This is a genomic window from Thioalkalivibrio sp. ALgr3 (assembly GCF_000377325.1).
Lineage (GTDB): Bacteria > Pseudomonadota > Gammaproteobacteria > Ectothiorhodospirales > Ectothiorhodospiraceae > Thioalkalivibrio.
Map to the genome: position 1 here is coordinate 119,999 of NZ_KB897977.1, position 24,758 is coordinate 144,756.

General features: G+C 66.5%; 27 protein-coding genes and 1 tRNA gene. 22 read left to right on the top strand and 6 right to left on the bottom strand.

Features of this window, described 5'->3' with window-relative positions; all coding sequences use genetic code 11:
• Nucleotides 1-22 precede the first annotated feature (22 nt).
• Nucleotides 23-361 carry a PilZ domain-containing protein gene (locus C998_RS0103180; RefSeq protein WP_018869403.1) on the top strand — a complete coding sequence of 113 codons (339 nt, stop codon included), beginning with the start codon at nt 23-25 and terminating at the stop codon, nt 359-361.
• 6 nt (nt 362-367) lie between these two features.
• On the opposite strand, the gene C998_RS0103185 is transcribed toward C998_RS0103180, so the two are convergent.
• Nucleotides 368-1,498 carry an aminotransferase class V-fold PLP-dependent enzyme gene (locus C998_RS0103185; protein ID WP_018869404.1) on the bottom strand — a complete coding sequence of 377 codons (1,131 nt, stop codon included), beginning with the start codon at nt 1,496-1,498 and terminating at the stop codon, nt 368-370.
• Nucleotides 1,499-1,763: 265 nt separating this feature from the next.
• Between C998_RS0103185 and C998_RS0103190 the strand changes: the two genes are divergently transcribed.
• The 9 genes from C998_RS0103190 (at nt 1,764) to C998_RS0103230 (ending at nt 9,335) form a co-directional block, all read left to right on the top strand.
• Complete coding sequence (locus C998_RS0103190) at nt 1,764-3,134, top strand: KamA family radical SAM protein (RefSeq protein ID WP_018869405.1); 1,371 nt, start codon at nt 1,764-1,766, stop codon at nt 3,132-3,134.
• A gap of 3 nt (nt 3,135-3,137) precedes the next feature.
• Entirely contained in the window at nt 3,138-4,496 is a 1,359-nt protein-coding gene (locus C998_RS0103195) for an adenosylmethionine--8-amino-7-oxononanoate transaminase (RefSeq protein ID WP_018869406.1), read from the top strand.
• A 251-nt stretch (nt 4,497-4,747) separates the two neighbouring features.
• Nucleotides 4,748-5,437, top strand: coding sequence for a LuxR C-terminal-related transcriptional regulator (locus C998_RS0103200; RefSeq protein ID WP_018869407.1), 690 nt, complete (start codon nt 4,748-4,750; stop codon nt 5,435-5,437).
• Complete coding sequence (locus tag C998_RS0103205) at nt 5,434-5,970, top strand: CsgE family curli-type amyloid fiber assembly protein (protein ID WP_019022055.1); 537 nt, start codon at nt 5,434-5,436, stop codon at nt 5,968-5,970. Before C998_RS0103200 ends, C998_RS0103205 begins: the two co-directional genes overlap by 4 nt.
• A gap of 154 nt (nt 5,971-6,124) precedes the next feature.
• Complete coding sequence (locus C998_RS0103210; protein WP_018869409.1) at nt 6,125-6,559, top strand: hypothetical protein; 435 nt, start codon at nt 6,125-6,127, stop codon at nt 6,557-6,559.
• An 18-nt stretch (nt 6,560-6,577) separates the two neighbouring features.
• Complete coding sequence (locus tag C998_RS0103215; protein ID WP_018869410.1) at nt 6,578-6,994, top strand: curli assembly protein CsgF; 417 nt, start codon at nt 6,578-6,580, stop codon at nt 6,992-6,994.
• 24 nt (nt 6,995-7,018) lie between these two features.
• Nucleotides 7,019-7,861 carry a CsgG/HfaB family protein gene (locus C998_RS0103220; RefSeq protein WP_018869411.1) on the top strand — a complete coding sequence of 281 codons (843 nt, stop codon included), beginning with the start codon at nt 7,019-7,021 and terminating at the stop codon, nt 7,859-7,861.
• Between the two features lie 272 nt (nt 7,862-8,133).
• Entirely contained in the window at nt 8,134-8,877 is a 744-nt protein-coding gene (locus C998_RS0103225; RefSeq protein ID WP_018869412.1) for a hypothetical protein, read from the top strand.
• Between the two features lie 176 nt (nt 8,878-9,053).
• Nucleotides 9,054-9,335, top strand: coding sequence for a hypothetical protein (locus C998_RS0103230; protein WP_018869413.1), 282 nt, complete (start codon nt 9,054-9,056; stop codon nt 9,333-9,335).
• 104 nt (nt 9,336-9,439) lie between these two features.
• Here the strand turns inward: C998_RS0103230 and C998_RS0103235 are convergent, their stop codons facing one another.
• The 5 genes from C998_RS0103235 to uvrB all read right to left on the bottom strand — a co-directional run bounded on the left by C998_RS0103235 (nt 9,440) and on the right by uvrB (nt 14,551).
• Nucleotides 9,440-10,192: an S-methyl-5'-thioinosine phosphorylase gene (locus C998_RS0103235; RefSeq protein ID WP_018869414.1), complete on the bottom strand. Its 753-nt coding sequence runs from the start codon at nt 10,190-10,192 to the stop codon at nt 9,440-9,442.
• 12 nt (nt 10,193-10,204) lie between these two features.
• Nucleotides 10,205-10,756 carry a hypoxanthine-guanine phosphoribosyltransferase gene (locus tag C998_RS0103240; RefSeq protein ID WP_018869415.1) on the bottom strand — a complete coding sequence of 184 codons (552 nt, stop codon included), beginning with the start codon at nt 10,754-10,756 and terminating at the stop codon, nt 10,205-10,207.
• A 131-nt stretch (nt 10,757-10,887) separates the two neighbouring features.
• Nucleotides 10,888-11,256, bottom strand: coding sequence for a DsrE/DsrF/DrsH-like family protein (locus C998_RS0103245; RefSeq protein ID WP_018869416.1), 369 nt, complete (start codon nt 11,254-11,256; stop codon nt 10,888-10,890).
• 129 nt (nt 11,257-11,385) lie between these two features.
• The gene (nagZ, locus tag C998_RS0103250) at nt 11,386-12,429 is read right to left on the bottom strand and encodes a beta-N-acetylhexosaminidase (protein ID WP_018869417.1); all 1,044 of its coding nucleotides are present in this window, start codon (nt 12,427-12,429) and stop codon (nt 11,386-11,388) included.
• A gap of 40 nt (nt 12,430-12,469) precedes the next feature.
• Entirely contained in the window at nt 12,470-14,551 is a 2,082-nt protein-coding gene (uvrB, locus tag C998_RS0103255; RefSeq protein ID WP_051076715.1) for an excinuclease ABC subunit UvrB, read from the bottom strand.
• Between the two features lie 62 nt (nt 14,552-14,613).
• Between uvrB and C998_RS0103260 the strand changes: the two genes are divergently transcribed.
• The 12 genes from C998_RS0103260 to ilvD all read left to right on the top strand — a co-directional run bounded on the left by C998_RS0103260 (nt 14,614) and on the right by ilvD (nt 24,749).
• On the top strand, nt 14,614-15,804 hold the full coding sequence (locus C998_RS0103260) for a pyridoxal phosphate-dependent aminotransferase (protein WP_018869419.1): 1,191 nt from the start codon (nt 14,614-14,616) through the stop codon (nt 15,802-15,804).
• 36 nt (nt 15,805-15,840) lie between these two features.
• Nucleotides 15,841-15,916 (top strand) — tRNA-Asn (locus C998_RS0103265).
• A gap of 408 nt (nt 15,917-16,324) precedes the next feature.
• Nucleotides 16,325-16,855, top strand: a complete 531-nt coding sequence (locus C998_RS0103270; RefSeq protein WP_018869420.1) for a Na+/H+ antiporter subunit E — start codon at nt 16,325-16,327, stop codon at nt 16,853-16,855.
• A complete protein-coding gene (locus tag C998_RS0103275; protein ID WP_018869421.1) occupies nt 16,848-17,135 on the top strand; it encodes a monovalent cation/H+ antiporter complex subunit F in 288 nt (95 codons plus the stop codon). Before C998_RS0103270 ends, C998_RS0103275 begins: the two co-directional genes overlap by 8 nt.
• Nucleotides 17,132-17,431, top strand: a complete 300-nt coding sequence (mnhG, locus tag C998_RS0103280; protein WP_018869422.1) for a monovalent cation/H(+) antiporter subunit G — start codon at nt 17,132-17,134, stop codon at nt 17,429-17,431. The genes C998_RS0103275 and mnhG overlap by 4 nt, the downstream gene beginning before the upstream one ends.
• Entirely contained in the window at nt 17,432-18,376 is a 945-nt protein-coding gene (locus C998_RS0103285) for a hydrogenase subunit MbhD domain-containing protein (RefSeq protein ID WP_018869423.1), read from the top strand.
• Nucleotides 18,373-18,675, top strand: coding sequence for an NADH-quinone oxidoreductase subunit K (locus C998_RS0103290; protein ID WP_018869424.1), 303 nt, complete (start codon nt 18,373-18,375; stop codon nt 18,673-18,675). Before C998_RS0103285 ends, C998_RS0103290 begins: the two co-directional genes overlap by 4 nt.
• The gene (locus tag C998_RS0103295) at nt 18,672-20,141 is read left to right on the top strand and encodes a complex I subunit 5 family protein (protein WP_018869425.1); all 1,470 of its coding nucleotides are present in this window, start codon (nt 18,672-18,674) and stop codon (nt 20,139-20,141) included. Before C998_RS0103290 ends, C998_RS0103295 begins: the two co-directional genes overlap by 4 nt.
• On the top strand, nt 20,138-21,985 hold the full coding sequence (locus C998_RS0103300; RefSeq protein WP_018869426.1) for a complex I subunit 5 family protein: 1,848 nt from the start codon (nt 20,138-20,140) through the stop codon (nt 21,983-21,985). The genes C998_RS0103295 and C998_RS0103300 overlap by 4 nt, the downstream gene beginning before the upstream one ends.
• On the top strand, nt 21,982-22,662 hold the full coding sequence (locus tag C998_RS0103305) for a class II aldolase/adducin family protein (protein WP_026279458.1): 681 nt from the start codon (nt 21,982-21,984) through the stop codon (nt 22,660-22,662). Before C998_RS0103300 ends, C998_RS0103305 begins: the two co-directional genes overlap by 4 nt.
• Nucleotides 22,663-22,735: 73 nt before the next feature.
• Nucleotides 22,736-23,056: a heat shock protein HspQ gene (gene hspQ / locus C998_RS0103310; protein WP_018869428.1), complete on the top strand. Its 321-nt coding sequence runs from the start codon at nt 22,736-22,738 to the stop codon at nt 23,054-23,056.
• Nucleotides 23,057-23,063: 7 nt separating this feature from the next.
• On the top strand, nt 23,064-24,749 hold the full coding sequence (gene ilvD / locus C998_RS0103315) for a dihydroxy-acid dehydratase (protein ID WP_018869429.1): 1,686 nt from the start codon (nt 23,064-23,066) through the stop codon (nt 24,747-24,749).
• Nucleotides 24,750-24,758 lie beyond the last annotated feature (9 nt).

The following is a 24,758-nucleotide window of genomic DNA, read 5'->3' on the forward strand; positions in this document are numbered from 1 at the left end:
CTGTGGAAATCGGGGAGGGCTCATGGCCGGGCAAGGGATGCTGACCTTGGCAATCAAGGAAAAACCCGCGCTGTATGCGGCGTACATGCCCTTTGTGAGCAACGGCGGGCTGTTCATTCCTACCGACAAGTCGTACAAGCTGGGCGATCAGGTCTTCCTGCTGCTGTCCCTGCTGGACGACGGCGATCGCCTGCCAACGCCCTGTACGGTGGTGTGGATCACCCCGCCACGGGCCCAGGGCAACCGCCTGCGCGGTATCGGAGTCCAGTTCAACACCTCCGACAAGGGGCAGACCCGCCGCCGCATCGAGGATCACCTGGGCGGCATGCTCAATTCGGATCGCAAGACTCACACCTTCTGAACGGCCTTACCGGACCGGCAGGGCCTCGCGCAGTCCCTCCACCGCGCGGTCCAGGTCCGCGGTCTCGTGGTAGAAATGCGGGGAGAAACGGATCCCGCCGCCGCGCATGGCGCACAGGATGCCATCCGCCTGCAGCCGGTGGTAAACGGTCTCCAGCGGGGTGTCCCCCAGCAGCCCCGCGGAGGGCCGGAAGGTCAGGATGCCGGCGCGGCGGTGGCGGGCACTGAGGATTTCGCAGCCCAGCCCGCGCAGGCGATCCTCGAGATGCAGCCAGTGCTCCCGGATCTCTTCGTCCACCCGGTCCATGCCGGTTTCCAGCAACAGCGACAGACTGCCGTGGAGCGCCTGGATGCCCAGCATGTTGGGGCTGCCGGGCTCGAAACGCCGGGCGCCGGGCGAGGGCGTCAGCGCGGGATTGTCGAAGTCCCCGGCGTGCTCGAGCATGTGCCAGCCGTATTCGTTCAGCTCCAGGCGATCACGGACCTCGGGATTGACGTAGAACAGACCGATGCCCTCCGGCGCGAGCATCCACTTGTGCGCGTCGGCCATCACGAAATCGGCACGGCATCCCGGCGCGTCAAAGGGCAGGGCGCCCAGATGCTGGATGGCGTCCACGCAGAACAGAATGCCGCGCCCGTGCAGCTCGTTGCCGAGGAACTGCACGTCCATGCGCAGGCCCGAGTCATAGCGCACCGCACTCGCGGACACCAGGGCCGTGGCATGGTCGCAGGCCCTTAGCAGATCCAGCTCGGGCTCCTCTCCGATGGCGACCTCCCGGACTTCCAGGTCGTAACGTTCGGCAGCGGCGTGCCATACCACGCGGTTGGAGGGAAACTCCCCTTCGGGAATCACGATGTTCTGCCCCGATCGCCAGGGCAGACCGAAGGCCACCATGGACAGCGCCTCCGAGGTGTTCTTCACGAACGCCACGTCTTCCGCCTCGGGGGCACCGATCAGTTGCCGCGCCAGCTCCCGTGTGGCGGCGATGGTTTCCAGCCAGCGTCCATAACCCCGCGAGCCGTGATACAGGTTCTCGCGGGCGAAGGCCTCGACCGCTTCGGCGGTGCGCCGGGGCCACGGTCCGACCGCGGCATGGTTGAGGTGAATGATGTCCTCGTGGGGGAATTCCGGGTGCATGACGCCCTCCTTTCAGGTTCGGCGAGGGTAACCCACACTGCCGCAGGGGTGGTAACCTGAGAGTCACGCGAAATCTCTTGTCCGCCCGCAAGGTGCTTGATAACGTACGCGTCGCTGTTTCCCTGACGCCGCTCACCACCGAGGCGGCAGCCCTCGCCCCGAAGGCCCGCCGTGTGACCGCCTCGGTCCCGAAGCAACTGTATTCCCACGATCGCGACGGCCCGGGGGCCGGAGCGGGCGCATCGACCGTCGACAGGAGGCACGGATGAATTCCGTTCTCAAGTTCTACCGGGACCCGGAGATGGGCTCGATCGAGCCACGTGACTTCAAGGTCTACAACGATCGCAATCTGGACCGGATCGAAGCCCTGGAGCGCGTGCCCGAGTCCATGCGTTTCGACATGCGCGTGGTGTCCAGCGTGCTGCCATTCCGTATCAACGAGTACGTGATCGACGAGCTGATCGACTGGGACAATATCCCGGACGACCCGATGTTCCAGCTGACCTTCCCGCAGCGGGAGATGCTGTCCCCGGAGGCCTACGAGCGGATGGCTGCGCTGCATCGCCGCGGGGCCGAGCGCAAGGAGATCGCGGCCCTGGCGAAGGAGCTGCGGGATGAGCTGAACCCGCATCCGGCCGGCCAGATGGAACTGAATCGGCCCAGCGAGGATGACGGCGAGGTCATGAACGGCCTGCAGCACAAGTATCGCGAGACGGTGCTGTTCTTCCCCAGTCAGGGGCAGACCTGCCATTCGTACTGCACCTTCTGCTTCCGCTGGGCCCAGTTCGTGGGGGACAAGGAACTGCGTATCGCTTCTACCGATGCCGATCTGCTGCACCAGTACTTGCGCCAGCACCCGGCGATCTCCGATCTGCTGATGACCGGCGGCGATCCGATGGTCATGAAAACCAGGAACCTGCGCGGCTATCTCGAAGCCCTGCTGGACCCCGGGCTGGAGCATGTCCAGACGGTACGCATCGGAACCAAGGCGCTGTCCTTCTGGCCCTACCGTTTCGTGACCGAAAGCGATGCCGATGACCTGCTGCGGCTGCTGGAACAGCTGGTCGAAGGCGGCAAGCACGTGGCGCTGATGGCGCATTACAACCATCCCAACGAGCTGCGCACGCCGATCGCCCGCGAGGCGATCCGCCGGGTGCGTGACACCGGCGCCGAGATCCGCGCCCAGGGCCCGCTGCTGCGCCACATCAACGACGATCCGCAGGCCTGGGCCGATCTGTGGCGCGAACAGGTGCGGCTGGGGATCATCCCGTACTACATGTTCGTGGAACGCGACACCGGCGCGCGGCGCTACTTCGAGGTGCCCCTGGCGCGCGCCTGGGAGGTCTATCGCGAGGCCATGCAGCAGGTCTCGGGGCTGGCTCGCACCGCGCGCGGGCCATCCATGAGCGCCGATCCGGGCAAGGTGGAGATCCAGGGCGTGACCGAGATCCGCGGGGAGAAGGTCTTCGTGCTGCGCTTCATCCAGGGCCGCAACTCGGACTGGGTGCAGCGTCCGTTCTTTGCCCGTTACGACGAGAACGCCACCTGGCTGAATCAGCTGAAACCGGCCTTCGGTGAAGAGAAGTTCTTCTTCGAGGACGAATTCGAGGCGATGAAGGCCGGCCACGGGGTCTGATCCATGAGCAATGAAGACGTGCGCCGGCGCGACCTGCGGGCCCTGTGGCACCCCTGTACCCAGATGAAGGATTACGGGGAGGAGGGCACGCTGCCCCTGCTGCCGATCGAGCGGGGCGAGGGTGTGTGGCTGTACGACTTCGACGGCAACCGTTACCTCGACGCGATCAGCTCCTGGTGGGTGAACCTGTTCGGTCACGCCAATCCGCGCATCAACGACGCGCTCAAGGAGCAAGTCGACCGCCTGGAGCACGTAATCCTGGCCGGCTGCACCCATGAGCCGGTGGTGGAGCTGAGCGAGCGTCTGATCGACATCACTCCGGCAGGGCTCGACCGGGTGTTCCTGGCCGACAACGGCTCGGCCGGCGTGGAAGCCGCGCTCAAGATGAGCTTCCACTACTGGCGCAATGTCGGCCAGCCGCAGAAGACCCGCTTCATCGGGGTCTCCAACGCCTATCACGGCGAGACCATCGGCGCCCTGTCGGTCAGTGACGTGCCGCTCTACCGGCATACCTACGAGCCGCTGATGCTGGACGTGATCAACGTCCCGGGGCCCGACTGCTTCCACCGCGAGCCGGGCGAGGACTGCGCCGATGTGGCTCGCCGCCAGTTCGCGCACATGGAACGGGCCCTGGAACGCCACGCCCACGAGGTGGCCGCGGTCATCATCGAGCCGCTGGTGCAGTGCGCCGGTCACATGCGCATGTTCGACCCGGAATACCTGCGCCTGCTGCGCGACGCCTGCGACCGCCATGGCGTGCACCTGATCGCCGACGAGATCGCGGTGGGCTTCGGCCGTACCGGGCCCCTGTTCGCCTGCGAGCAGGGACCGATCACGCCCGACTTCCTGTGCCTGTCCAAGGGCCTGACCGGCGGTTATCTGCCGATGGCCGCGCTGCTGACCACCGATACGGTCTATCAGGCGTTCTACGACGATTACGAAAAGCTCAACATGTTCCTGCACTCGCATTCCTACACCGGGAACCCGCTGGCGTGCCGGGCCGCGCTGGCCACGCTGGACATCTTCGAGTCCGAACCGGTGCTGGAGCGCAATCGCGAGCTGGCCGCGCACATTGCACGGCGCCTGGAACCGCTCAACGATCACCCGCACGTGGCCGACGTGCGCCAGCACGGCATGATCGCCGCGGTCGAGCTGGTGCAGGACAAGGCCAGCCGGACCCCGTATCCGTGGCAGGAGCGGCGGGGCCTCGATATCTATCGCCACGGTCTGACCCGCGGGGCGCTGCTGCGCCCGCTGGGCAACGTCTCCTATCTCATGCCCCCCTACGTGATCACCGAGGAGCAGATCGACTTCCTCGTGGAGGTCATGGGCGAGGGCATCGACATCGCCACCCGCGACTGAAGCGGACCGGCATCACGCTTTCACTCCAGGGGCTTGACCACGCCGGAAGAGCGGCGCATAAAGAACCTGTACCCGCACCATGCGGACGTTTTCGTAGTCATTCATTCATTTTCGATAATTTTCGAATGACCTTCGTAACCCGTTCGCGCGCCGACGTACCAGATTTCTACTACCCGCGAACGATCGGCGCAGGGTGGCGGCCAGGAGTTTTCCGGAAAAGCGGCCGTTCTGCGGCCAAGGAGCTGACCGCGATGAGTGACGTCGATGCCGAGCGTTCCATCGTTTTTATCACCCCGATCACGCCACAGGCACAACTGTTTTTTGATTACGTATCCGAGCAGACCGGGATGCCGGTCACGGGGGTGGAGCCCCGGGCCCCGCGCTGGACCGAGCAGCTGCTGGATTCGGCCCTGATCCTTTTTGACGCAACCGCATTGACGATGGATGACATCGCCTTTGTGGAGCAGGCCCTGGTGCACAATGACGATCTGACCATGGCGGCCTTCAACGTCCGGGACGAGGACGAGGCCGTCGATTTGCTGGATCGGCTCTACCTGCAGGGTGTCTTTTACCGAACCGACCGGGCGGAGTTGATCTGTAAGGGCATTCAGTCCCTGTTGCATGCCGACTGGTGGATGTCCCGGCACCTGATGACGCGGCTGATCCGGACGTACCGCCGTCGCCGGATCAACGTCTTCCGTCCCTCTTGTGGCCTGACACAAAGGGAGGTCCAGATCCTCCTGATGCTGGGGTCGGGAGCCACCAACCTGGAGATTTCAAAGCAGCTCTTTATCTCGGAACATACCGTAAAATCACACCTTTATAACGTGTTTCGAAAAATCGAAGTCAGGAACCGCACCCAGGCGATTGCCTGGGCGAGGGAGAATCTGGGTGTGCCGCCGGTCAACCTGACAGAAACCTGTCAGGCGATGCACGCATGATTCCCCCGGTCCGTTCTTCGCCGGGCGTTCTTGCGGGCTTGGTGGTGGCCGGGATTGTGTGCCTGGTCCCCTGGGCTTCGGTCGGGGCCGGGGAATCCTCCCCGGTGGAGGTCGATGCCCCCACGGACCTGGAAGGCGAGCCGGAGGCGGAGGCCAACGAGGGAGCCATTCTTCCATCCCGCCCTCCGCGCCCGGCCGGCGAGCCCGGGCTGGGGGCGGTGGTGGTGGACCGCACCATTACCATGATGGGCAAGACGTTCTTTCGTCGTTTCGCTCAGCTGCGGCTGGAAAGCGGCGTTTTGCAGAGTACCGATCTCACCATCGTGGAACGACCGTCGGCACGCTTCGGTAGTCAGATCTGGGTGACGACCCGGGGCAGCGAGGTGCTGTTCGCGGCGACGCTCCCGCCACGCCCGTCGGAGATCATGGACATTGCCGACTCCGCCGCCGAGCAGGTGGAAACTGCGCTGGTGCAGCGGGAGCTCGAACGGCTGTTCCGCGACGGCAGCGACCTGGCCGACGAGGAATTCTGACCCCCGGCGGGGGGTATGAAAGACCTGCTACTTCCGCGGGCTGAACAAGTGGGAGAAAGTCCATCCGCCGCTCCATGCCTTCGGCGGATGGGCCCGCGCCCCGCATGGCACCACACTCGATACCGAGTCCATTCACTTCGAGAAGGAGTGTGCCATGAAGCCCGAACGTATCCTGATTCCCCTGGCCCTGGCGGCGGCGTTATTCGCGTCACCGGCGATGGCGGCCGATCTCCACGCCGTGGACGAACTTGCCCCTGCCAGCAGTCTGACACAGAGCGGCAGCCAGGGATCCCTGGCCATGATCGATCAGCGCGGCCGCAACAACCACGCCACCGTCGTGCAGTCCGGGGCCGGCAACGACGCCCGAGTACGCCAGCTGGGGGGCAGCCACGAGGGCACCATTGTGCAGTACGGCGTCGGCCATCAGGCCGGTCTGGATCAGGCCGGCTATGGCAAGCAGGCCTTTCTCCGCCAGACCGGTGTCGGCGGACATCTGCATGTCGACCAGCGCGGAAACGGCAGCGCGTCTCCGGTGCAGGTTCACCAGCATGCCCGCGGGCATGCGCGAGTCCAGGTCATCCAGCACTGACCCGGGAGGAGGACCATCATGCGTGTCACGACGATTTTCGCCGGCGGGCTGCTGCTCGCCTGCGCCGGAGCCGTTCAGGCTCAACAACTGATCTACGAGCCCCGTAGCCCGAGTTTCGGCGGCGATCCGCTGAACGGCAGCTTCCTGCTTAACAAGGCGCAGGCTCAGGACACTTACACCGATCCGAATGCACCCGATTTCGGGTCGTTCTCCGAGACGGATTTCTTTCTCCAGGACCTGCGTAATTCGCTGGTCAACGATGCCATTTCCGATGCCGTCGAGGGTGAGGAGGGGCGTTCCAGCCTGATTGAAAGTTCCACCCTGAGGATCCGCATTGACAGTACCGGCCAGGGCGGGTTCGTGATGACCATCCTCGACCGCCGCACCGGCGAGACGACGACCGTGAATCTGGGTCAGGTCAATGGCCAGTTCTGACCACGAAGCGACAAGGAGATGGTCATGAAACAGCTTTCGCGTATCGGCGTCATGCTGGGCGCAGCCCTGATCCTCTCGGGGTGTGCCTCGTTTGCTGCGCAGCCAGGCAACCTGGAGGGGACCGAGGCGACCCTGATGCCCCGGGCCGGAACCTATTTCGATCTCCTGGAATTGCCCCGACCAGCGGCTCCCGTGGACGCGGCTGTCTACGACTTCCGCGACCAGACCGGCCAGTACCGGCCGGCACCGGCGAGCACGTTTTCCACGGCGGTGACTCAGGGTGGTAGTGCCATGCTCAGTGCGGCCCTTGCCGAATCGGGCTGGTTTCGGCCTCTGGAGCGCGAAGGTCTGCAAAACCTGCTGACCGAACGGCGCATCATTCGCGCCAATCTGGAACGGATCGGCCAGGAAGACAGCCTCGATAACCTGCGTGCCGCGCGAATCGTGTTCGAGGGCGGGATCATTGCCTACGATTCCAACCTGCGCACCGGGGGTGCCGGTCTTGAATATTACGGTGTGGGGGCGTCCGGTGAGTTCAAGTCGGATCAGGTCACGGTGAACCTGCGGGCCGTGGACGTAGCCACCGGTGATGTCCTCCTGAATGTCAATGCCAGCAAGACGATCTACTCTCAGGAGATCCGTGCCGGGGTTTTCCGGTTCATTGATTTTCGCCGATTGCTGGACGCCGAAATCGGGTATACCCGCAACGAGCCGGTACAGCTGGCTGTGATGTCGGCCATCGAGTCCGCGGTCCTCCATCTGATTACGCAGGGCGTGGACAAGGGCCTGTGGAATGTTGATGATCCGACGGACATGGAACACCCCGTGTTTCAGGCTTACCGCTCGCACCAGGTTCCCATAATGTAAAAGAAGGGTCGGGTAAAAGAAGGTTGGATCGAGAGCAGGGCGGGCCTCTTACGGGGGGGGTCCGCTTTTTTGATTCAGGTGCATGAAGAAAGTACTAAAAAGTTCACCTCGACAATCATCCATCCGGCTGATTCCCGGGGGTTATAGGGGCGTGCAGAATCCAGGGTGAAGGCGGAAAGAAACGCTTCCACCTTCAGGGAATTCCTCCCAGTGATGGGGGACCCGATGACTCAACTGCGTGTTCCTAACTCAACCCTCAGGGGGTAGTCATTATGAAACTCAAATATTCCATGATTGCGATCGCGATGGGCGCTCTGTTTTCCGGTTCCGCCATGGCGGCCAACAACGATTCCACGATTGACCAGGCGGGCATGTTCAACAATGCCGACGTTTCTCAGATCGGATATTCCAACATGTCCGACATTGACCAGGAAGGCATGAAGAACAGTGCCAGCGCCTTCCAGAAAGGCTGGGGCAACCGTGCCACCCAGGAGCAGACCGGTATCCGCAACTCCAGCGATGTCCGTCAGGAGGGTGTCAAGAACCGTGCGGACGTCGAACAGGACGGTTACCGTCTGTCTTCCGAAGTGGATCAGCGTGGCAACTATAACCGCGCCGATGTCTCGCAGTCCGGCCAGAAGAACCATTCGGAAGTGACTCAGCGTGGCAACCTCAACAAGGCCAACGTCGAGCAGTCCGGGCGCTTCAATCAGTCGGACATCTCCCAGCACGGAGAATGGAACCGTGCGGACACCTACCAGAGCGGCTTGGGTAACCGGGCCAAGGTGTCGCAGAACGGAACCAAGAATTTCTCCGATATCGAACAGACCGGCTACAACGACCGGGCCAACGTGAAGCAGACCGGCTTTGGCCATCGCTCCTACGTGACCCAGACGCTGGGCGGCTGGGGCAGCATTGCCAGCAACCACGCGACCGTTCAGCAGGTCGGTCATAGCAACGTGTCGACGGTCAACCAGGCGGGTGGCGGTAACATGGCCAACGTCTTCCAGAACTGATCGAAGAACGGACTTGTCCGGCCCCGGTTTCTCGGGGTCGGATTTTTCCTTCCCGCAAGGGGTGGTGGTTCATGAATCGATGCCGGGTGTTACGGGTCCCGCGGAATGGAGGCGCTGGCGGGTGGAAGGCCGGATTGGCGGCCGCAACGTTGCTGATAACTGGGGGCGTCAGTGCCATGGGCACAACAACCGATACCCGGATCGCGCTGAGTGCGCAGGGTCCGGAAGGCACCGGATATTCCATCGAGTGCGCGGTCATGGAAGACGGCGAGCTGCATCAGATGGAGTTCGAGGGCGAAGTCCCGCTGACCATTGAATTCAAGGGCGATTCCGTCGACTGCCGCGTGGTCCAGACCCACGGCAACGGGGTGCTCGAGATCATGCTGAAGAAGAACGGCAACGTGACACGCTCACGCAGCCAGGGACCCAACAGCACGATGAATATCCGGATACGCTGACGATGGGAGATGATCCATGACGTCGCATAATGGATATTATGTTAAATTAGGTAATGGACCTGGAAAGGCCCTGGATTGCAGGCCTCTCCTTCACTCACTTCCACTCACTTCAGGGTTGCGATGACCCGGGCCAGGAGCTGCTTGACCTGCTCCATGCCGGTTTCCAGGTTACGGCCGATTTCGTCCATCGTGATCTCGCCGCCGCTGCGCCCTGCGGCACGGTTGGCAATCACCGCACACGCTGCATAGCTCAGGCCCAGCTCCCGCGCCAGGGCCGTTTCCGGCATGCCGGTCATGCCCACCAGGTCGCAGCCGTCGCGCTCCATGCGATCGATCTCCGCGGCGGTTTCCAGGCGTGGCCCCTGAGTGGCGCCATAGGTGCCCTGCTCGCAAATCGGCAGGTCCAGTTCACGGGCCGCCTCCAGGAGCCTCCGGCGCACTTCGGGACAGTACGGCCAGGTCATGTCCACGTGGGTCACTTCATCGAGATGGCCACCTTCGAAATAAGTGTTCGCACGCGACCAGGTGTAATCGATGATCTGGTCCGGAATCGCGAGTCGCCCGGGCTGCATGCACTCGCTGATGCCGCCGACCGCGGCCACCGCGATCGCCGTCTCCACGCCCGTGTTATGCAGCGCCCAGATGTTGGCGCGATAGTTCACCTGGTGCGGCGGGATGGTGTGTCGCGCCCCGTGGCGCGGGAGAAAGACCGTTTCGATGCCGTTCAGCCGCCCGAACACCAGGGGTCCGGAGGGTTCGCCGTACGGCGTATGCATGACCCGGCGGTGGGTGATCTCCAGGTCCTTCAGTCGGGTCAGTCCGGTGCCGCCAATGATGGCCAGTCGGGGTGCGGTCATGGCACGCGTCCTTCAGTGGTCGGCCACGGCAAAGATGCCGGGCGCGTTGCGCAGGTAATCCTGATAATCCATGCCGTAACCGAACAGATAGCGGTTCGGTGCTTCCAGTGCGGCATGGTCGACGGTGATCGAGGGGTCCCGCTCGGGGTTGGCCTTGTCCACCAGCACGATGGTCACCACGCGACGGGCGCCCTGCTCCTGACAGAAGCTCTGGATACCGGCCAGGGTGATGCCGCCGTCGAGGATGTCGTCGACGATGACGACGGTGCGTCCCTGCATGGACTGGTGCGGGAGGGACAGCCAGTGCAGCTGTTCTTCGCCGCGGGTGGCCCCGCGATAGCGGGTGGCGTGCAGGTAGTCCACCTGCATCGGGAAGGACCAGCGTGTGAGCAGGCCGCCCAGCAGCACGACCCCGCCGTTCATCACGCCCAGCACCAGCGGATTCTCGTCCGCCAGTTCCCTTGCGGTGCGTTCGGCCAGGCGGTCAATGGCGGTTTCCACCGCGTCGCGGCTGTAGAGGCAGTCGGCGTCGCGCAGCGTGGCTCGTGCCTGTTCGGGATTCATGCGGGCCCCCGGGGTTCATCTGGGGCCGGGGCTGTGAGCCCGGCCTGGCGGCGTGGCGAATGCCCCGCCCCGAAACAGAACCGGCCGGCACAGGGGCCGGCCGGTCGTTCGACGGATTCCGTCGCTTCGCCTCAGTAGGTGAAGGTGACGGTGTCGTCGTCCATCGCCTCGGAGATCACGTAGGCACCGCCCACGGTCTCGTCCACTTCGTCGATCAGGTCGTTGCCCCACAGGTCCAGCGTCGGGGTGCAGACCTTCATCACGACGCCGGCTTCGTGGGCATCCTTGATGAAGTCGTAGACGCTCTTGCTGCTGCCTTCCTGCACGAACAGGTTTTCCGCCACGCCCTTCTTGGCCAGTTCACCGGCCCGGCCGGTCATCACGACTTCGACGTCGTATTCCATGGCGGCGGCCACGGTCGCCTGGAAGAACGGGGCGCCGAGTTCGGACGGATTGTTCGGGTCGGTGTTGACCATGACGATCATGAGCTTATCGGCCATGACGATTCTCCATCATTGTGGGATTGGTTAACTATATTATTAGCAGCTCAGTGTCGAACCGGTGGCGCATTATAGGCGGGTCGGAAGCGCGGCGCCAACGGTGCTTGCGGCACAAGGTCGCGAAGGGGGTCATGCCCCGCCACTGCCCGCCTTCAGCCAGGCATGCAACTGGGCCTGAAGCGCGGTGCGGTGCTGCGCGTCGTCCGACACCGCACGCGCGTGCATGCGCCGCAGGCGGGCCCGGGTATCGGCGTTCTGGCGGTAGTCGGCGAGGTGATCGAGGATGACGTCCGCCTCCTCCGGCCGATTGCAGATCAGGATCATGTCGCAGCCGGCCTCCAGTGCCGCGTCGGCCCGCTCCGCGGGCGAACCCATCTGTTCGGCACCGGCCATGGCCAGGTCGTCGGAAAAGATCGCGCCCTGAAAACCGATCCGGCCGCGCAGGATGTCCTGCAGCCAGGTGCGCGAGAACCCGGCCGGTCGGTCGTCCACCGCGGGATACACCACGTGGGCCGGCATCATTCCCTCGAGGTGGCCGGCCAGCGGCCGGAACGCCTCGATGTCGCTGGCCTCGATCTCGGCCAGCGGGCGCGGGTCCTCCGGCACCGCGACATGCGAATCCGCGGCCACCGCGCCGTGTCCGGGAAAGTGCTTGCCCACCGAGGCCATGCCGGCCACCGTCAGGCCGCGCACGAACGCAAGCCCCAGATCGGCGATCACCGCGGGATCATGATGGAACGCCCGATCGCCAATCACCTCGCTGATCTCGAGATCGCGGTCGAGGACCGGCGCGAAACTGAAGTCGATCCCCACCGCCTGCAGCTCCAGCGCCAGCAGCTCGCCCGCCCCGCGCGCCAGCTCGCGTGCCCGCGCCGGCACCTGATCGTGCAGGTGGCCGAGACTGCGCATCGGCGGGAAGCGGGTGAAGCCCTCGCGCAGACGCTGCACCCGCCCTCCTTCCTGGTCCACCGCGATCAGCAGTTCCGGGCGCAGGCGGCGCATGTCTGCGGTCAGGGCTTCGACCTGTTCCGGGCCGTGTACGTTGCGGTCGAACAGGATCACCCCGCCGGTCGCGGGGTGCTGCAGGCGTTCGCGGTCTTCCGCCTTCAGTTCGGGGCCGGACACGTCGAGCATGACCGGACCGGGCGGACGGGGATCGGGCTGATAACGCATGAAGGGGGCAGTCCCTTGTCAGACGGGTGTCAGAGGCGCGTCAGGATAGCGAAGCCTCGGGCAGAAAGGCGAGCGCCTTGAGCTTCTCGATACGGTCGCGCAGACGCGCCGCCTCCTCGAATTCCAGGTCGCGCGCCTTCTGGAACATCTCCTGTTCCAGGCGCTCGATCTCGCGCGCCGCATTCTGTGGCGCGTCGACGTAGTCGGCGGCCTCCTCGGCCACCTTCTTGTCCGCGCCCTTGCGCTCGCCGGACTTGCGCCGGGTGCCGGGCGCGGCCTGCCCGGTCTCGAGGATGTCCGCCACGCTTTTGTGGATGCCCTCGGGGGTGATCCCGTGGGCTTCGTTGTGCTCGATCTGGCGGGCGCGGCGGCGTTCGGTCTCGTCGATCGCGCGGCGCATCGAGCCGGTGATGGTGTCGGCGTACAGGATCGCCTTGCCGCGCACGTTGCGCGCCGCGCGGCCGATCGTCTGGATCAGCGAGCGGTCGGAGCGCAGGAAGCCCTCCTTGTCGGCGTCGAAGATCGCCACCAGCGAGACCTCGGGCATGTCCAGGCCCTCGCGCAGCAGGTTGATCCCCACCAGCACGTCGAATTCGCCCAGACGCAGGTCGCGGATGATCTCCATGCGCTCGACCGTGTCGATATCCGAGTGCAGGTAGCGCACGCGCACGCCGTGCTCCGACAGGTAGTCGGTCAGATCCTCGGCCATGCGCTTGGTCAGCGTGGTGATCAGGGTCCGTTCGTCGCGCTCCACCCGGTCGCGGATCTCGGACAGGCAGTCGTCCACCTGGGAAGCCACCGGACGCACCTCCAGTTCCGGGTCCAGCAGCCCGGTGGGCCGCACCACCTGGTCGATGATGGCGCCGGCATGTTCGCGCTCGTACGGCCCCGGCGTGGCCGAGACGTGGATGGTCTGCGGCATCAGCTGCTCGAATTCCTCGAAGCGCAGCGGGCGGTTGTCCAGCGCCGACGGCAGACGGAAGCCGTACTCCACCAGGGTCTCCTTGCGCGAACGGTCGCCCTTGAACATCCCACCCACCTGCGGCACGGACACGTGGGATTCGTCGATCACCAGCAACGCATCCTCCGGCAGGTAGTCGAAAAACGTCGGCGGTGGTTCGCCCGGCGCACGTCCGGAAAGATAGCGCGAGTAGTTTTCAATCCCGTTGCAGTAGCCGATCTCCAGGATCATCTCCAGATCGAACTGGGTGCGCTGCTCCAGCCGCTGCGCCTCCACCAGGCGGTTCTCCTGGCGCAGGAAGTCCAGCCGTTCCTTCAGCTCGTCGCGGATCTGGTCCACCGCCTCCAGCAGGGTCTCGCGCGGGGTCACGTAGTGGGTCTTGGGATAGATCGTCAGGCGCGGCACCGTGTTCAGCACCTCGCCGGTCAGCGGGTCGAAATACGACAGCCGCTCGATCTCGTCGTCGAACAGCTCGACGCGCACGGCCTCCCGCTCGGATTCCGCCGGATGGATGTCGATCACCTCGCCGCGCACCCGGTAGGTCGCGCGGCGCAGCTCGGTATCGTTGCGGGTGTACTGCAGCTCCGCCAGGCGGCGCAGCAGATCGCGCTGGTCGATGCGCTCGCCACGCTTGAGGTGCAGCACCATCGACAGATACTTGCGCGGATCGCCCAGACCGTAGATCGCCGAGACCGAGGCGACGATGATCGCATCGCGCCGCTCCAGCAGTGCACGCGTGGCCGAAAGGCGCATCTGCTCGATATGGTCGTTGATCGACGCGTCCTTCTCGATATACGTATCCGAGGACGGGACATAGGCCTCCGGCTGGTAGTAGTCGTAATACGAAACGAAATACTCCACCGCGTTATTGGGGAAGAACTCCTTGAACTCGCCGTAGAGCTGCGCGGCCAGCGTCTTGTTGGGCGCCAGCACGATCGTCGGACGCTGCAGGTTCTCCACCACGTTGGCGATGGTGAAGGTCTTGCCCGAACCCGTCACACCCAGCAGGACCTGGTGCGCCAGGCCGTCCTCGATGCCCCGGGTCAGTTCGCGAATGGCCTGGGGCTGGTCCCCCGCCGGCTGGTATTTCGACACCACCCGGAACGTTCCGTCTTCATGTTCCGCCAACCGCTTATCCTCCGCGTCTGATTTCAGTATCATTTCGGGCCGCGAGCCGGCCGGCCACTCCGCCTGCTCGACCCCATCCACATCGAGGCAGTCCCTTGGAAATCCAGCTATCCGATCGTGTACAGCGCATCCAGCCCTCCCCCACCCTGGCCGTGACGGCCCTGGCCGCCCGGCTGCGCGCCGAAGGCCGCGACATCGTGGGGCTGGGGGCCGGCGAGCCGGACTTCGATACGCCGGAGCATATCAAGCAGGCGGCGATTGATGCGCTTGCCCGCGGCGAGACCAAGTACACCGCGGTCGACGGCACGGCCGGTCTGAAGGACGCCATCATTCGCAAGTTTGAACGTGATAACGAGCTCACGTTCACTCCCGGGCAGATCCTGGTCTCCTCCGGCGGCAAGCAGAGCATCTTCAATCTGTGCCAGGCCCTGCTCAATCCGGGTGACGAAGTGATCGTGCCGGCCCCCTACTGGGTCTCCTACCCCGACATCGCGATGCTGGCCGGCGCGCGGCCCGTCATCGTGAGCGCCTCGCAGGAACAGGGCTTCAAGCTCCGCCCCGAGGCCCTCGAAGAGGCCATCAGCGAACGCACCCGGCTGATCTTCCTCAACAGCCCCTCCAACCCCACCGGCGCGGCCTACTCACGCGGTGAACTGGAGGCTCTGGCCGAGGTCCTGCGGCGCCATCCGCAGATCGTCATCGCCACCGACGACATGTACGAACACATCCGCTTCGGCGAGACCGAGTTCGTCAACATCGTCAATGCCGCGCCGGATCTCGTCGAACGCAGCGTAGTGCTCAACGGAGTGTCCAAGGCCTACGCCATGACCGGCTGGCGCATCGGCTACGCCGGGGGGCCGGCCGACCTGATCGGCGCGATGAAGAAGATCCAGTCGCAGAGCACCTCCAACCCGAGCTCCATCGCCCAGGCAGCCGCCGAAGCCGCCCTCAACGGCGACCAGACCTGCGTGCGCCAGATGTGCTCGGCGTTCGCCCAGCGCGCGCGGCACGTGGTGGACGGCCTCAACGCCATCGACGGCATCGAATGCCGCATGCCGGACGGAACCTTCTACTGCTTCCCGCGGGTCACCGGCCTGATGGAACGTGCCGGGGTCGACAGCGACGTAGCTCTGGGCGAGCGGCTGCTGGACGAGGCCGGCGTGGCCCTGGTTCCGGGCAGCGCGTTCGGCGCCCCGGGGCATCTGCGCGTGTCCTTCGCCACCAGCCTGGAGATGCTGGACAAGGCACTGGAACGCCTGCGCGAGTTCGCCTCCCGAAACGCTTGACGGACCCCGGATCGGGCTATACGATACGCGGCTAATTCCCCGGTAGCTCAGTCGGTAGAGCGGGTGACTGTTAATCACTAGGTCGGCGGTTCGAGCCCGTCCCGGGGAGCCAGATAAAATAACGACTCAGGCCAGCCTTCGGGTTGGCCTTTTTCGTTTGTGTACCCGGATTTGTACCACTTCGCGAGTCGTGTACAGGAGCGTGTATCAACGGTCGCTCTGCGGGTTACCAACGCCATCGCGGACACGGACGATGTTCCGACCCCAAAAAACCGCCGTAGCGGGGACGAAGGGTATCGGCGTTGGTTTGGTTCCAATGGGTCACTCCAGGTTGAGTCGCTGGTCTTGTCCCGCAGCGCGAACCCCACGCCCTGCATCCGCCCGAGCACCACGATATCGTTCCCGATTCCACCCCGCCACGACCGAGCCACCAGGGCATGATGGTCTCCGCCCGCTGGCGCGATGCGGCCCGGGTGCGGGAAACTGGCGGGCATTGGCAACTTGGGTACGGGGATGGAGCATGGACGGATCCGGCGGCGGGTTGCGGGAAAACCATGCGGGGGCCGCCCGGGCGCGCTGGTCGGGCCGGGTGCTGCGCGTGGCAGCCTACGCCGGGATCTGGTGGATTCTGACCGAGGGCGATCCGGGGGCCTGGTGGTGGGGCGTGCCGGCGATCCTGGCGGCGGCCTGGTTCAATCCCTTCGCGCCGGGATGGACGGGTGGCTGGCGTATCCGCGGGATCATCACCTTCGTGCCGGTGTTTCTGTTCTTTTCGCTGCGCAGCGCGCTGGATGTGGCCTGGCGCGCGGTGCATCCGCGCTGCCCGCTGGAGCCGGCCCTGCTGGATTATCCCTGGGCGCTTCCGGCGGGGACCCCGCGCCTGCTCTTCGCGAATCTGGTGAATCTGATGCCCGGGACCCTGTGCGTGCGCATCTCGGAACAGGCGATTACGCTACACGTGCTGGCCCGTCCCGGCCGTACTCAGGACACCCTGGAGCGTCTGGAGGGGCATGTGATGAACATGTTTCGGCCGGAACCGCCCAATGACTGACCTGTTCCCGTTCCTGGTGATCCTGCTGATGCTCAACATCGTGGTGGGACTGATGCGGGTGTTGCGCGGGCCGACGGCCGCCGATCGCATGCTGGCCGCGGAGATGTTCGCGACCTCGGCCATCGCCATCGCGCTGCTGATGGCGGTGCTGACGCAGCGCGAGGCCCTGGTGGATCTGGCGCTGGTGTTCGCGCTGCTGTCGGCGCTGGCGGTGGTCACGTTCGTGAACCGAGCCTGGTCCAACCGCGCCCGTTCCAGCGACGAGGAGGGCCGGCCGTGAGCCTGACCGGCGTGATCGGAGGGATCCTGACGGTGGGCGGTGTGCTGTTCCTGCTGCTGGGCACGCTGGGACTGCTGCGTTTCCCGGATGTGTATACCCGCCTGCATGCCCAGCCCAAGGCCGACAACATCGGCCTGGGCATGATCTGCCTGGGGCTGGGGGTGTATTCGGGGAGCCTCGCACTGACCCTGAAACTGCTGCTGGTGTGGCTGCTGATGCTGGTCGCCACGGCGGTGGGGGCGGGTCTGATCGCACGCGCCGCGCTGCGCCGCGGAATCCGCCCGTGGGGGCTGTGAATGGGCACCCTGGGTCTGGCATTCGACGGGATTCTGGTTACGGCGCTGCTGTGGACCGCCTGGCAGGCAATCCACGCGGCGGGACTGTTCCGCGCGGTGGTCAGTTTCATGGTGTTCGGGCTGCTGATGGCGCTGGCCTGGGTGCGTCTGGAGGCGCCGGACATCGCTCTGGCCGAGGCGGCGATCGGCGCAGGCATTACCGGTGCACTGCTGCTGTCCGCGCTGGGGCGGCTGGACTGGGAGTCGGGGCGCGCGTCGGATGTGTGTCTGCGCGGGCGCGACCGGGCGTTCTGGCTGCCGATGGGCCTGTTGCTGCTGGCCGGTCTGGGCGGGGCGGCGTGGCTGCTCCCGGCCCCGGGGCTGGGCGAACCGGTGGCCGCGGAGCTCGGGCATTCCGGGGTGGAAAACCCGGTCACCGCGGTCCTGCTCAACTTTCGCGCCTTCGACACCCTGCTGGAGATTGCCATTCTGCTGCTGGGCGTGGTCGTGCTGTGGTCGCTGGGTCCTACTCCCTGGCCTTCTTCGCCCGAACTGGTGTCGCCCGCCCTGCCCGCTCTGGGCCGCGTGCTGTTCCCGGCGTTCGTGCTGGTTTCGGCCTATCTGCTGTGGCGCGGCAGTCATGCGCCGGGGGGTGCCTTCCCGGCAGGTGCGGTGATGGGCGCCGGCGGGGTGCTGATGCTGCTGGCCGGCGCCCGGCCCTGGCTGTCGGGTGACGTCTACGGCCCGTGGCGCTGGGCGCTGGCGCTGGGGATGACCGCGATGCTGGGGGTGGCCTTCGCGGTGATGGTCGGGGGGCACGGGTTTTTCGAGTATCCGGTCGAGCTGGCCGGGCCGCTGATCCTGCTGCTCGAACTGGCTGCGGGGCTGTCCATCGCGCTGCTGCTGTTCGCGCTGTATCTGGGCGGCGAGCCCCCGGCCGACTGGGACACCCGGAGGCCGGCATGACCCTGTACCTGCTGCTGGCCGTCGCGCTGCTGATCATCGGCCTGCACGGGCTGTTCGTCTGTGCGCAGCTGATGCGCAAGATCCTCGCGCTGAACGTCCTGACCACCGCGGTCTTCCTGCTCCTGGTGGCGCTGGCACATGCCGCCGAGGTGCTGGACCCCGTGCCCCACGCGATGGTGCTGACGGGCATCGTGGTGACGGTGTCGACCACGGCGGTGGCACTGGGGCTGATGGTCCGCCTGCTGGAGCGCCGTGGCGGGCCGGTGAGTGGCCACGACCGGGACTCGCGCAACCCGTGAACACCACGCTGGCCACGGCCGTGGTGGTGGGGCTGCCGCTGATGGCCGCGGCCGTCGCGTTCGCACATCCGCGCCGGGGCCGCATGGCGACGCTGGGGACCGGGCTGCTGCTGTTGCCGGTCCTGGCCGTTCTGGTCCTGGAAACCCGGCGCACCTGCCCCTGGCGCCTGGACCTGGGGGGCTGGGCCGCGCCGCTGGGGATCGGCTGGCAGGTCGATGCCCTCGCCCTGACCCTGCTTGTCCTGACCACCATGGTCGCGCTGGCCGCGGCGATCTATCGCCTTGCCGAGCGCCGTCTGGTGCCGGACAGTCGCCAGAGACGTTATTTCTGGCCGTTGTGGCTGTTCCTGTGGGGCGGGCTCAATGCCTTGTTCCTGTCTGCCGATCTGTTCAATCTCTACGTGATCCTGGAGATGGTGGCCCTCGCCGCGGTGGCGCTGATCGCCGCCGCCGGGCCGGCGCTGGCCGCGGCATGGCGCTACTTCCTCGCAACGCTGCTGGGTTCCACGCTGTATCTTCTGGGTGTCGCCCTGCTCTACGGCCAGTACGGCGCACTGGACATCGCCCTGCTGACCGGCCGGGCCGCGGAGGAACCCGTCACCCTGGCGGCCGCGGTGATGATCACTCTGGGTCTGTTGCTGAAGGGGGCGATCTTCCCGCTGCACTTCTGGCTGCCCCCGGCCCATGGCCGGGCCCATGCGGCGGTCAGTGCGGTGCTTTCCGCTGTGGTGGTGACCGCGGCGTTCTATCTGCTGGTGCGTCTGTGGTTCGGCCCGTTTGGCGGGATGCTTCCGGGGCTGCCGGCACAGCTGCTGGGCCTGCTGGGGGCGGCGGCGGTCATCTGGGGCGGTGTGCTGGCCATGCTCCAGCGCCACCTGAAGATGGTGATCGCGTATTCGACCGTCTCGCAGCTGGGCTTCGGCCTGCTGGTGTTCCCGCTGGCGGCCGCCGGGGCCCTGCCCGGCCAGGCCCATGCGGGCATGCTGATGCTGTTGCTGGCCCACGGCCTGGCCAAGGGCAGCCTGTTCCTGGCGGCGGGCTGCCTGGCGTGGCAATGGGGCAGCGACCATCTGCGCCGCATCGGCCCGCCGATGGCCGGTGGCAGCCTGCTGGCCTGGATCGCGATCGCGCTGGCGGCGGCGAGTCTGGTGGGCCTGCCACCCAGCGGAGGCTTCGTCGCCAAGTGGTGGCTGCTGGAGTCGGCGCTGGCCGCGCGCGCCTGGCCCTGGGCGGCGGTGATCGTGCTCGGGACGTTCATCACCGCCGGATACCTGTGGCGCATCCTGCGGGATCCGTTGCGGTTGGGAAGCGATGACGCGGCCGCGGCGCCCGCGCAGGGGCCACCGCTGCCCATTCCGCTCGCCATGCCCCGGGCCGCACTGCTGCTGGCCCTGGCGGCGATCGCAAGCGGCCTGTTCGCCACGGCGCTGCGCTCGGCCTTTGCGGCCGGGGGGCTGGCCGGATGAACGCCACGCAGCTCGCACTGCTGCTGGCCGTGCTGGCGCCATGGCTGGCCCTGACCGCGCTCGCGCTCCCCGCCCTGCGTCGCCGGGCCACCATCCTGCTGCCGCTGGCGGCCCTGCCGGCGCTCTTGCTGGCCCTGGCAGGCCCCGACCCCGATGCCGGGATCGTGCTGCCCGGGCTGCTGGATCAGGCCCGTCTGGCGCTGGATGGCACGGCCCGCGCCTTTCTGTTGCCCGGCGCCCTGTTGTGGCTGCTCGCCGGGGCGTACGCCCATCGACACCCGCTGACACACCCGCTGCGGTTTGCCGTGTTCTGGCTGCTGACCCTGGCCGGCTACCTGCTGCTGGTGCTGGCGGCGGATCTGCTCACCTTCTATGCCGGCTTCGCGCTGATGACCTTCGCGGCCTACGGTCTGGTCACCCACACCGGCGGCGTGACGGCCCTGCGGGCCGGACGGCTCTACCTCGGCCTGATGCTGATCGGCGAGGTCGCGCTGTTCACGGCGGTGGCCTGGACCACCATGCTCGCCGGTCCGGGGAATTCGCCGGATCTCGTCGGACTGGGTGCGGGCATGGAACCGGCCGCCGCCCTGCTGTTCGCGATCGGCTTCGGCCTGAAGCTGGGCGCGCCGGGGCTGCATGCCTGGCTGCCCCGGGCCCACGCGGTGGCGCCGGTGCCGGCCAGCGCGGTGCTGAGCGGGGTAATGATCAAGGTCGGCGCCCTGGGGGCATGGCGACTGCTGGAAGGCGGTCTTGAGATCCCCGGGCACGGCGACCTGATCCTGACCGCGCTGGGCCTCACGGGCACCTTTTATGCCGTGGCCGCGGGTCTGCGCCAGTCCGAACCCAAGACCATCCTCGCCTGGTCCAGCGTCAGTCAGATGGGCCTGGTGGTCGCCCTGCTCGGCATGGGCGCGGCCGGGACGTCGCCGGGAGCGCCACCGGCGGCGGTCTGGGCGGGCCTGGCGGTGATGCTCGCTCATCACGGCCTGGCCAAGGGGGCGCTGTTCCTCGGGACCGGGCTGCTGGCGACGGCGGCGGATCGCTTCACCCGGAGGACGATACTGCTCGGTCTGGCGCTGGCCGGGGCCGCGCTCGCGGCCGCTCCGCTCTCCGGCGGAGCCCTGGCCAAAGCCGCCCTCACGTCCGGCATGCCCGACTGGCTGGCGGGCCTGACCGGCACCGCCACCGCCCTGCTGATGCTGCATTTCCTGCGGCGCGCGGCCAGCCACGCTCCGGAGCCAGAACCGGAGCGGTCGACCGGCGGCAATGACCGCCACGGGGGCATGATGGGGGGCATGATGCTCTGGTGGGTGACCCTCGCTGCCGGACTTGTGCTGCCCTGGTGGGTGGCCGATGCTTCCCTGCGCGGATACGCCCTGACCGCATCGGCCATCGGGAACGGTCTCTGGCCGCTGTTGCTGGCCGGGGTACTGGCAGGCGGGGCATGGTGGCTGCGATCCCGGTGGCCCGCCGGGATCGGCCGGGTCGCGGTGCGGCAACCCGGACCCGACCGTAGCGCCCCGCGCCCGCTGCCCGGCATGGCTCGGCTGGCCCACTGGTGGACCTTGCGCGAACGCCAGCTGCATCGCTGGCCGGTCATCGGGCGCGTGGCCACCACCATGATCCTGCTGCTGGCGCTCGCGCTGGCCTTTTCGGCGACTCCGGCGCTGTTCGCCTGCAAGCAGGCTCCTGCAGATGCGGGAGCAGGTGTGGGAGTGGCCTTGGCCGCGAACGGACGGGTGCTTGTCCGGGGCGAACTCCCCGGAACCCTTGCGGCCGGATGCCCCGAGCGCGGCCGTCAGGCAGAATGCGCGGGACGGTTCCGGACGAAGGCAGGCGCATGAACGAGCAACAGTTGCGCGAGGCGGTGATCGACACGGCGCTGGGAACCAACCGGCGCGGCCTCAACCAGGGTACATCCGGTAACGTCAGTGTACGCTGCGGTCACGGCCTGCTGATCACCCCCTCCGGCGTGGCATACGAGGACCTGGCGCCGGAGGACCTGGTGTACATGGATGCCGACGGACGCTGGCCCGCGCACCAGAAGCCTTCCAGCGAATGGCATTTCCATCGCGCGATCCTGCGGGAACGCGAAGATATCCATGCGGTGGTGCACGTGCATTCGGTGTACGCCAGCGTGGTCGCGATCCAGCAGCGCGACATCCCACCGCTGCATTACATGATCGCAGCCGCCGGCGGCGACTCCATCCGCTGTGCCCCGTATGCCACCTTCGGGACCCCGGAACTCTCGCGACATGCGCTTGCCGCACTGGAGGACCGCTACGCCTGTCTGCTGGCGAACCACGGGATGATCGCCACCGGGCCGGACCTCGCACGCGCGCTGTGGCTCACCGAGGAGGTCGAACTGCTGGCGCAGCAGTACGTGCTGAGCCTGTCCATCGGCGGCCCCGCCCTGCTGGATGCCGCGGAGATGCAGCGCGTGCGGGAGGCCTTCAAGCAGTACGGCCCGCGGCGGGAGGCGGCCCCGAGCGGATCCGGACAGGAACCGGACGAACCCTGAGACGGCGTGACGCGCCCCGGGCTCGCCCGGTCTATTCTTTTGTTTTCACCCCTGCGAGCAGAGAGATTGCACCATGGCCAGCGGCACCCGTTTTTCGGTGGGCGAGATCGTCCATCACCTGAAGTATGATTACCGCGGCGTCATCGTGGATGTCGACCCGGTCTACAACGGCTCGGACGAATGGTATGAGACGGTCGCGAAGAGCCGGCCGCCCAAGGACCAGCCGTGGTACCACGTGCTGGTGGATGGCTACACCCACAGCACCTATGTGGCCGAGCGTCATCTGGAAAGCGACACCTCGGGCGAACAGATCGATCACCCGGACCTGGGCAAGTTCTTCGACCGTTTCATGAACGGGCGTTACAGTCGCGAAAACCAGACCCGGACACACTGAGGACACCATGAGCCAGGACAACCGCCGCTCGCGCGTGGTCACCGAAGGGCCACGCCGCACACCCAATCGCGCCATGCTGCGCGCCGTCGGGTTCGGAGACGACGACTTCCAGCGTCCCATCGTCGGGATCGCCAACGCGCACAGTACGATTACCCCCTGCAACACGGGGATCGGCGCGCTTGCCGAACGCGCGGAACGGGCGGTGCGTCAGGCCGGCGGCATGCCCCAGACCTTCGGCACCATCACCATCTCCGACGGGATCTCCATGGGCACCCCGGGGATGAAATACTCGCTGGTCTCGCGCGAGGTGATCGCCGACGCGATCGAAACCGTGGTCAACGGGCAGAGCATGGACGGGGTGCTGGCCACCGGGGGATGTGACAAGAACATGCCCGGGGCGATGATCGCCCTCGCCCGCCTCAACGTGCCGGCCATCTTCGTCTATGGCGGCACCATCAAGCCCGGCCATTACAAGGGCCAGGAACTGACCATTGTCAGTGCCTTCGAGGCCGTGGGACAGCACGGCGCCGGTCGGCTGTCCGACGAGGACCTGCAGGGGGTGGAGCGCAACGCCTGTCCCGGCGCGGGTTCCTGCGGGGGCATGTACACCGCGAATACCATGTCCTCGGCCTTCGAGGCGCTGGGGATGAGCCTGCCGGGATCCTCGACCCAGGCCGCCGAGGATCCGGAAAAAGGCGAGTCCGCGGCGCGCTCCGGCGAGGTCCTGCTGGAGGCGATCCATGCCGATCGCAAGCCGCGCGATATCCTCACCCGGCCGGCCTTCGAGAATGCCCTCGCGGTGGTCATGGCCCTGGGCGGCTCCACCAACGCGGTGCTGCACCTGCTGGCGATCGCGCACGCCGCCGAGGTGCCCCTGGATCTGGACGATGTCGAACGGATTCGCCGTCGCACCCCGGTCCTGTGCGATCTCAAGCCCTCCGGGCGGTACGTGACCACCGCCTTCCATCAGGCCGGCGGCACCCCGCTGGTGATGCGCCTGCTGCTGGACGCCGGGCTTCTGCACGGGGAGTGCCTGACGATCACCGGCGAGACCCTGGCGGAAACCCTTCGCAATGCCCCCGCCGCCCCGCCGGCGGAGGCCGCAGACATGGTCCGCACCCCGGCCGACCCGCTCTATCCACAGGGCCACCTGGCGATCCTCAAGGGCAGTCTGGCCCCCGAGGGGGGCGTGGCCAAGGTGACCGGCCTCAAGCGGCGCAGTATTCGCGGACCCGCCCGGGTCTTCGACTCCGAGGAGGCCTGCCTGGACGCGATTCTCGCCGGCTCGATCCGCGAAGGGGACGTGATCGTCATTCGTTATGAAGGGCCGCGCGGCGGACCCGGGATGCGCGAGATGCTGGCCCCCACCGCGGCGCTGATCGGTGCCGGTCTGGGAGATGCAGTAGGCCTGGTCACCGACGGACGGTTCTCCGGCGGCACCTACGGCATGGTCGTGGGTCATGTCGCGCCCGAGGCGGCCGCGGGTGGTCCCATCGCGCTGGTGCAGGAAGGCGACCCGATCGTGATCGACGCCGACCGGAACCAGCTGGATCTGGACATCGACCCCGAGGAACTGGAACGCCGCCGGTCGGCCTGGAAGGTCCCGGAGCCCCCGGTGGCCCGCGGAGTGCTTGCCAAATACGCGCGCACGGTGGGATCGGCCAGCCGCGGCGCCGTGACCGACGACTTCTGAGCCGGACCG

Excerpts from the sequence above, each read along its gene's own strand:
- C998_RS0103180 (WP_018869403.1), top strand. The coding sequence starts at position 23 with ATGGCCGGGCAAGGGATGCTGACCTTGGCAATCAAGGAAAAACCCGCG.
- C998_RS0103185 (WP_018869404.1), bottom strand. The coding sequence starts at position 1,498 with ATGCACCCGGAATTCCCCCACGAGGACATCATTCACCTCAACCATGCC.
- C998_RS0103190 (WP_018869405.1), top strand. The coding sequence starts at position 1,764 with ATGAATTCCGTTCTCAAGTTCTACCGGGACCCGGAGATGGGCTCGATC.
- C998_RS0103195 (WP_018869406.1), top strand. The coding sequence starts at position 3,138 with ATGAGCAATGAAGACGTGCGCCGGCGCGACCTGCGGGCCCTGTGGCAC.
- C998_RS0103200 (WP_018869407.1), top strand. The coding sequence starts at position 4,748 with ATGAGTGACGTCGATGCCGAGCGTTCCATCGTTTTTATCACCCCGATC.
- C998_RS0103205 (WP_019022055.1), top strand. The coding sequence starts at position 5,434 with ATGATTCCCCCGGTCCGTTCTTCGCCGGGCGTTCTTGCGGGCTTGGTG.
- C998_RS0103210 (WP_018869409.1), top strand. The coding sequence starts at position 6,125 with ATGAAGCCCGAACGTATCCTGATTCCCCTGGCCCTGGCGGCGGCGTTA.
- C998_RS0103215 (WP_018869410.1), top strand. The coding sequence starts at position 6,578 with ATGCGTGTCACGACGATTTTCGCCGGCGGGCTGCTGCTCGCCTGCGCC.
- C998_RS0103220 (WP_018869411.1), top strand. The coding sequence starts at position 7,019 with ATGAAACAGCTTTCGCGTATCGGCGTCATGCTGGGCGCAGCCCTGATC.
- C998_RS0103225 (WP_018869412.1), top strand. The coding sequence starts at position 8,134 with ATGAAACTCAAATATTCCATGATTGCGATCGCGATGGGCGCTCTGTTT.
- C998_RS0103230 (WP_018869413.1), top strand. The coding sequence starts at position 9,054 with ATGGGCACAACAACCGATACCCGGATCGCGCTGAGTGCGCAGGGTCCG.
- C998_RS0103235 (WP_018869414.1), bottom strand. The coding sequence starts at position 10,192 with ATGACCGCACCCCGACTGGCCATCATTGGCGGCACCGGACTGACCCGA.
- C998_RS0103240 (WP_018869415.1), bottom strand. The coding sequence starts at position 10,756 with ATGAATCCCGAACAGGCACGAGCCACGCTGCGCGACGCCGACTGCCTC.
- C998_RS0103245 (WP_018869416.1), bottom strand. The coding sequence starts at position 11,256 with ATGGCCGATAAGCTCATGATCGTCATGGTCAACACCGACCCGAACAAT.
- nagZ (WP_018869417.1), bottom strand. The coding sequence starts at position 12,429 with ATGCGTTATCAGCCCGATCCCCGTCCGCCCGGTCCGGTCATGCTCGAC.
- uvrB (WP_051076715.1), bottom strand. The coding sequence starts at position 14,551 with ATGATACTGAAATCAGACGCGGAGGATAAGCGGTTGGCGGAACATGAA.
- C998_RS0103270 (WP_018869420.1), top strand. The coding sequence starts at position 16,325 with ATGGACGGATCCGGCGGCGGGTTGCGGGAAAACCATGCGGGGGCCGCC.
- C998_RS0103275 (WP_018869421.1), top strand. The coding sequence starts at position 16,848 with ATGACTGACCTGTTCCCGTTCCTGGTGATCCTGCTGATGCTCAACATC.
- C998_RS0103285 (WP_018869423.1), top strand. The coding sequence starts at position 17,432 with ATGGGCACCCTGGGTCTGGCATTCGACGGGATTCTGGTTACGGCGCTG.
- C998_RS0103290 (WP_018869424.1), top strand. The coding sequence starts at position 18,373 with ATGACCCTGTACCTGCTGCTGGCCGTCGCGCTGCTGATCATCGGCCTG.
- C998_RS0103300 (WP_018869426.1), top strand. The coding sequence starts at position 20,138 with ATGAACGCCACGCAGCTCGCACTGCTGCTGGCCGTGCTGGCGCCATGG.
- C998_RS0103305 (WP_026279458.1), top strand. The coding sequence starts at position 21,982 with ATGAACGAGCAACAGTTGCGCGAGGCGGTGATCGACACGGCGCTGGGA.
- hspQ (WP_018869428.1), top strand. The coding sequence starts at position 22,736 with ATGGCCAGCGGCACCCGTTTTTCGGTGGGCGAGATCGTCCATCACCTG.
- ilvD (WP_018869429.1), top strand. The coding sequence starts at position 23,064 with ATGAGCCAGGACAACCGCCGCTCGCGCGTGGTCACCGAAGGGCCACGC.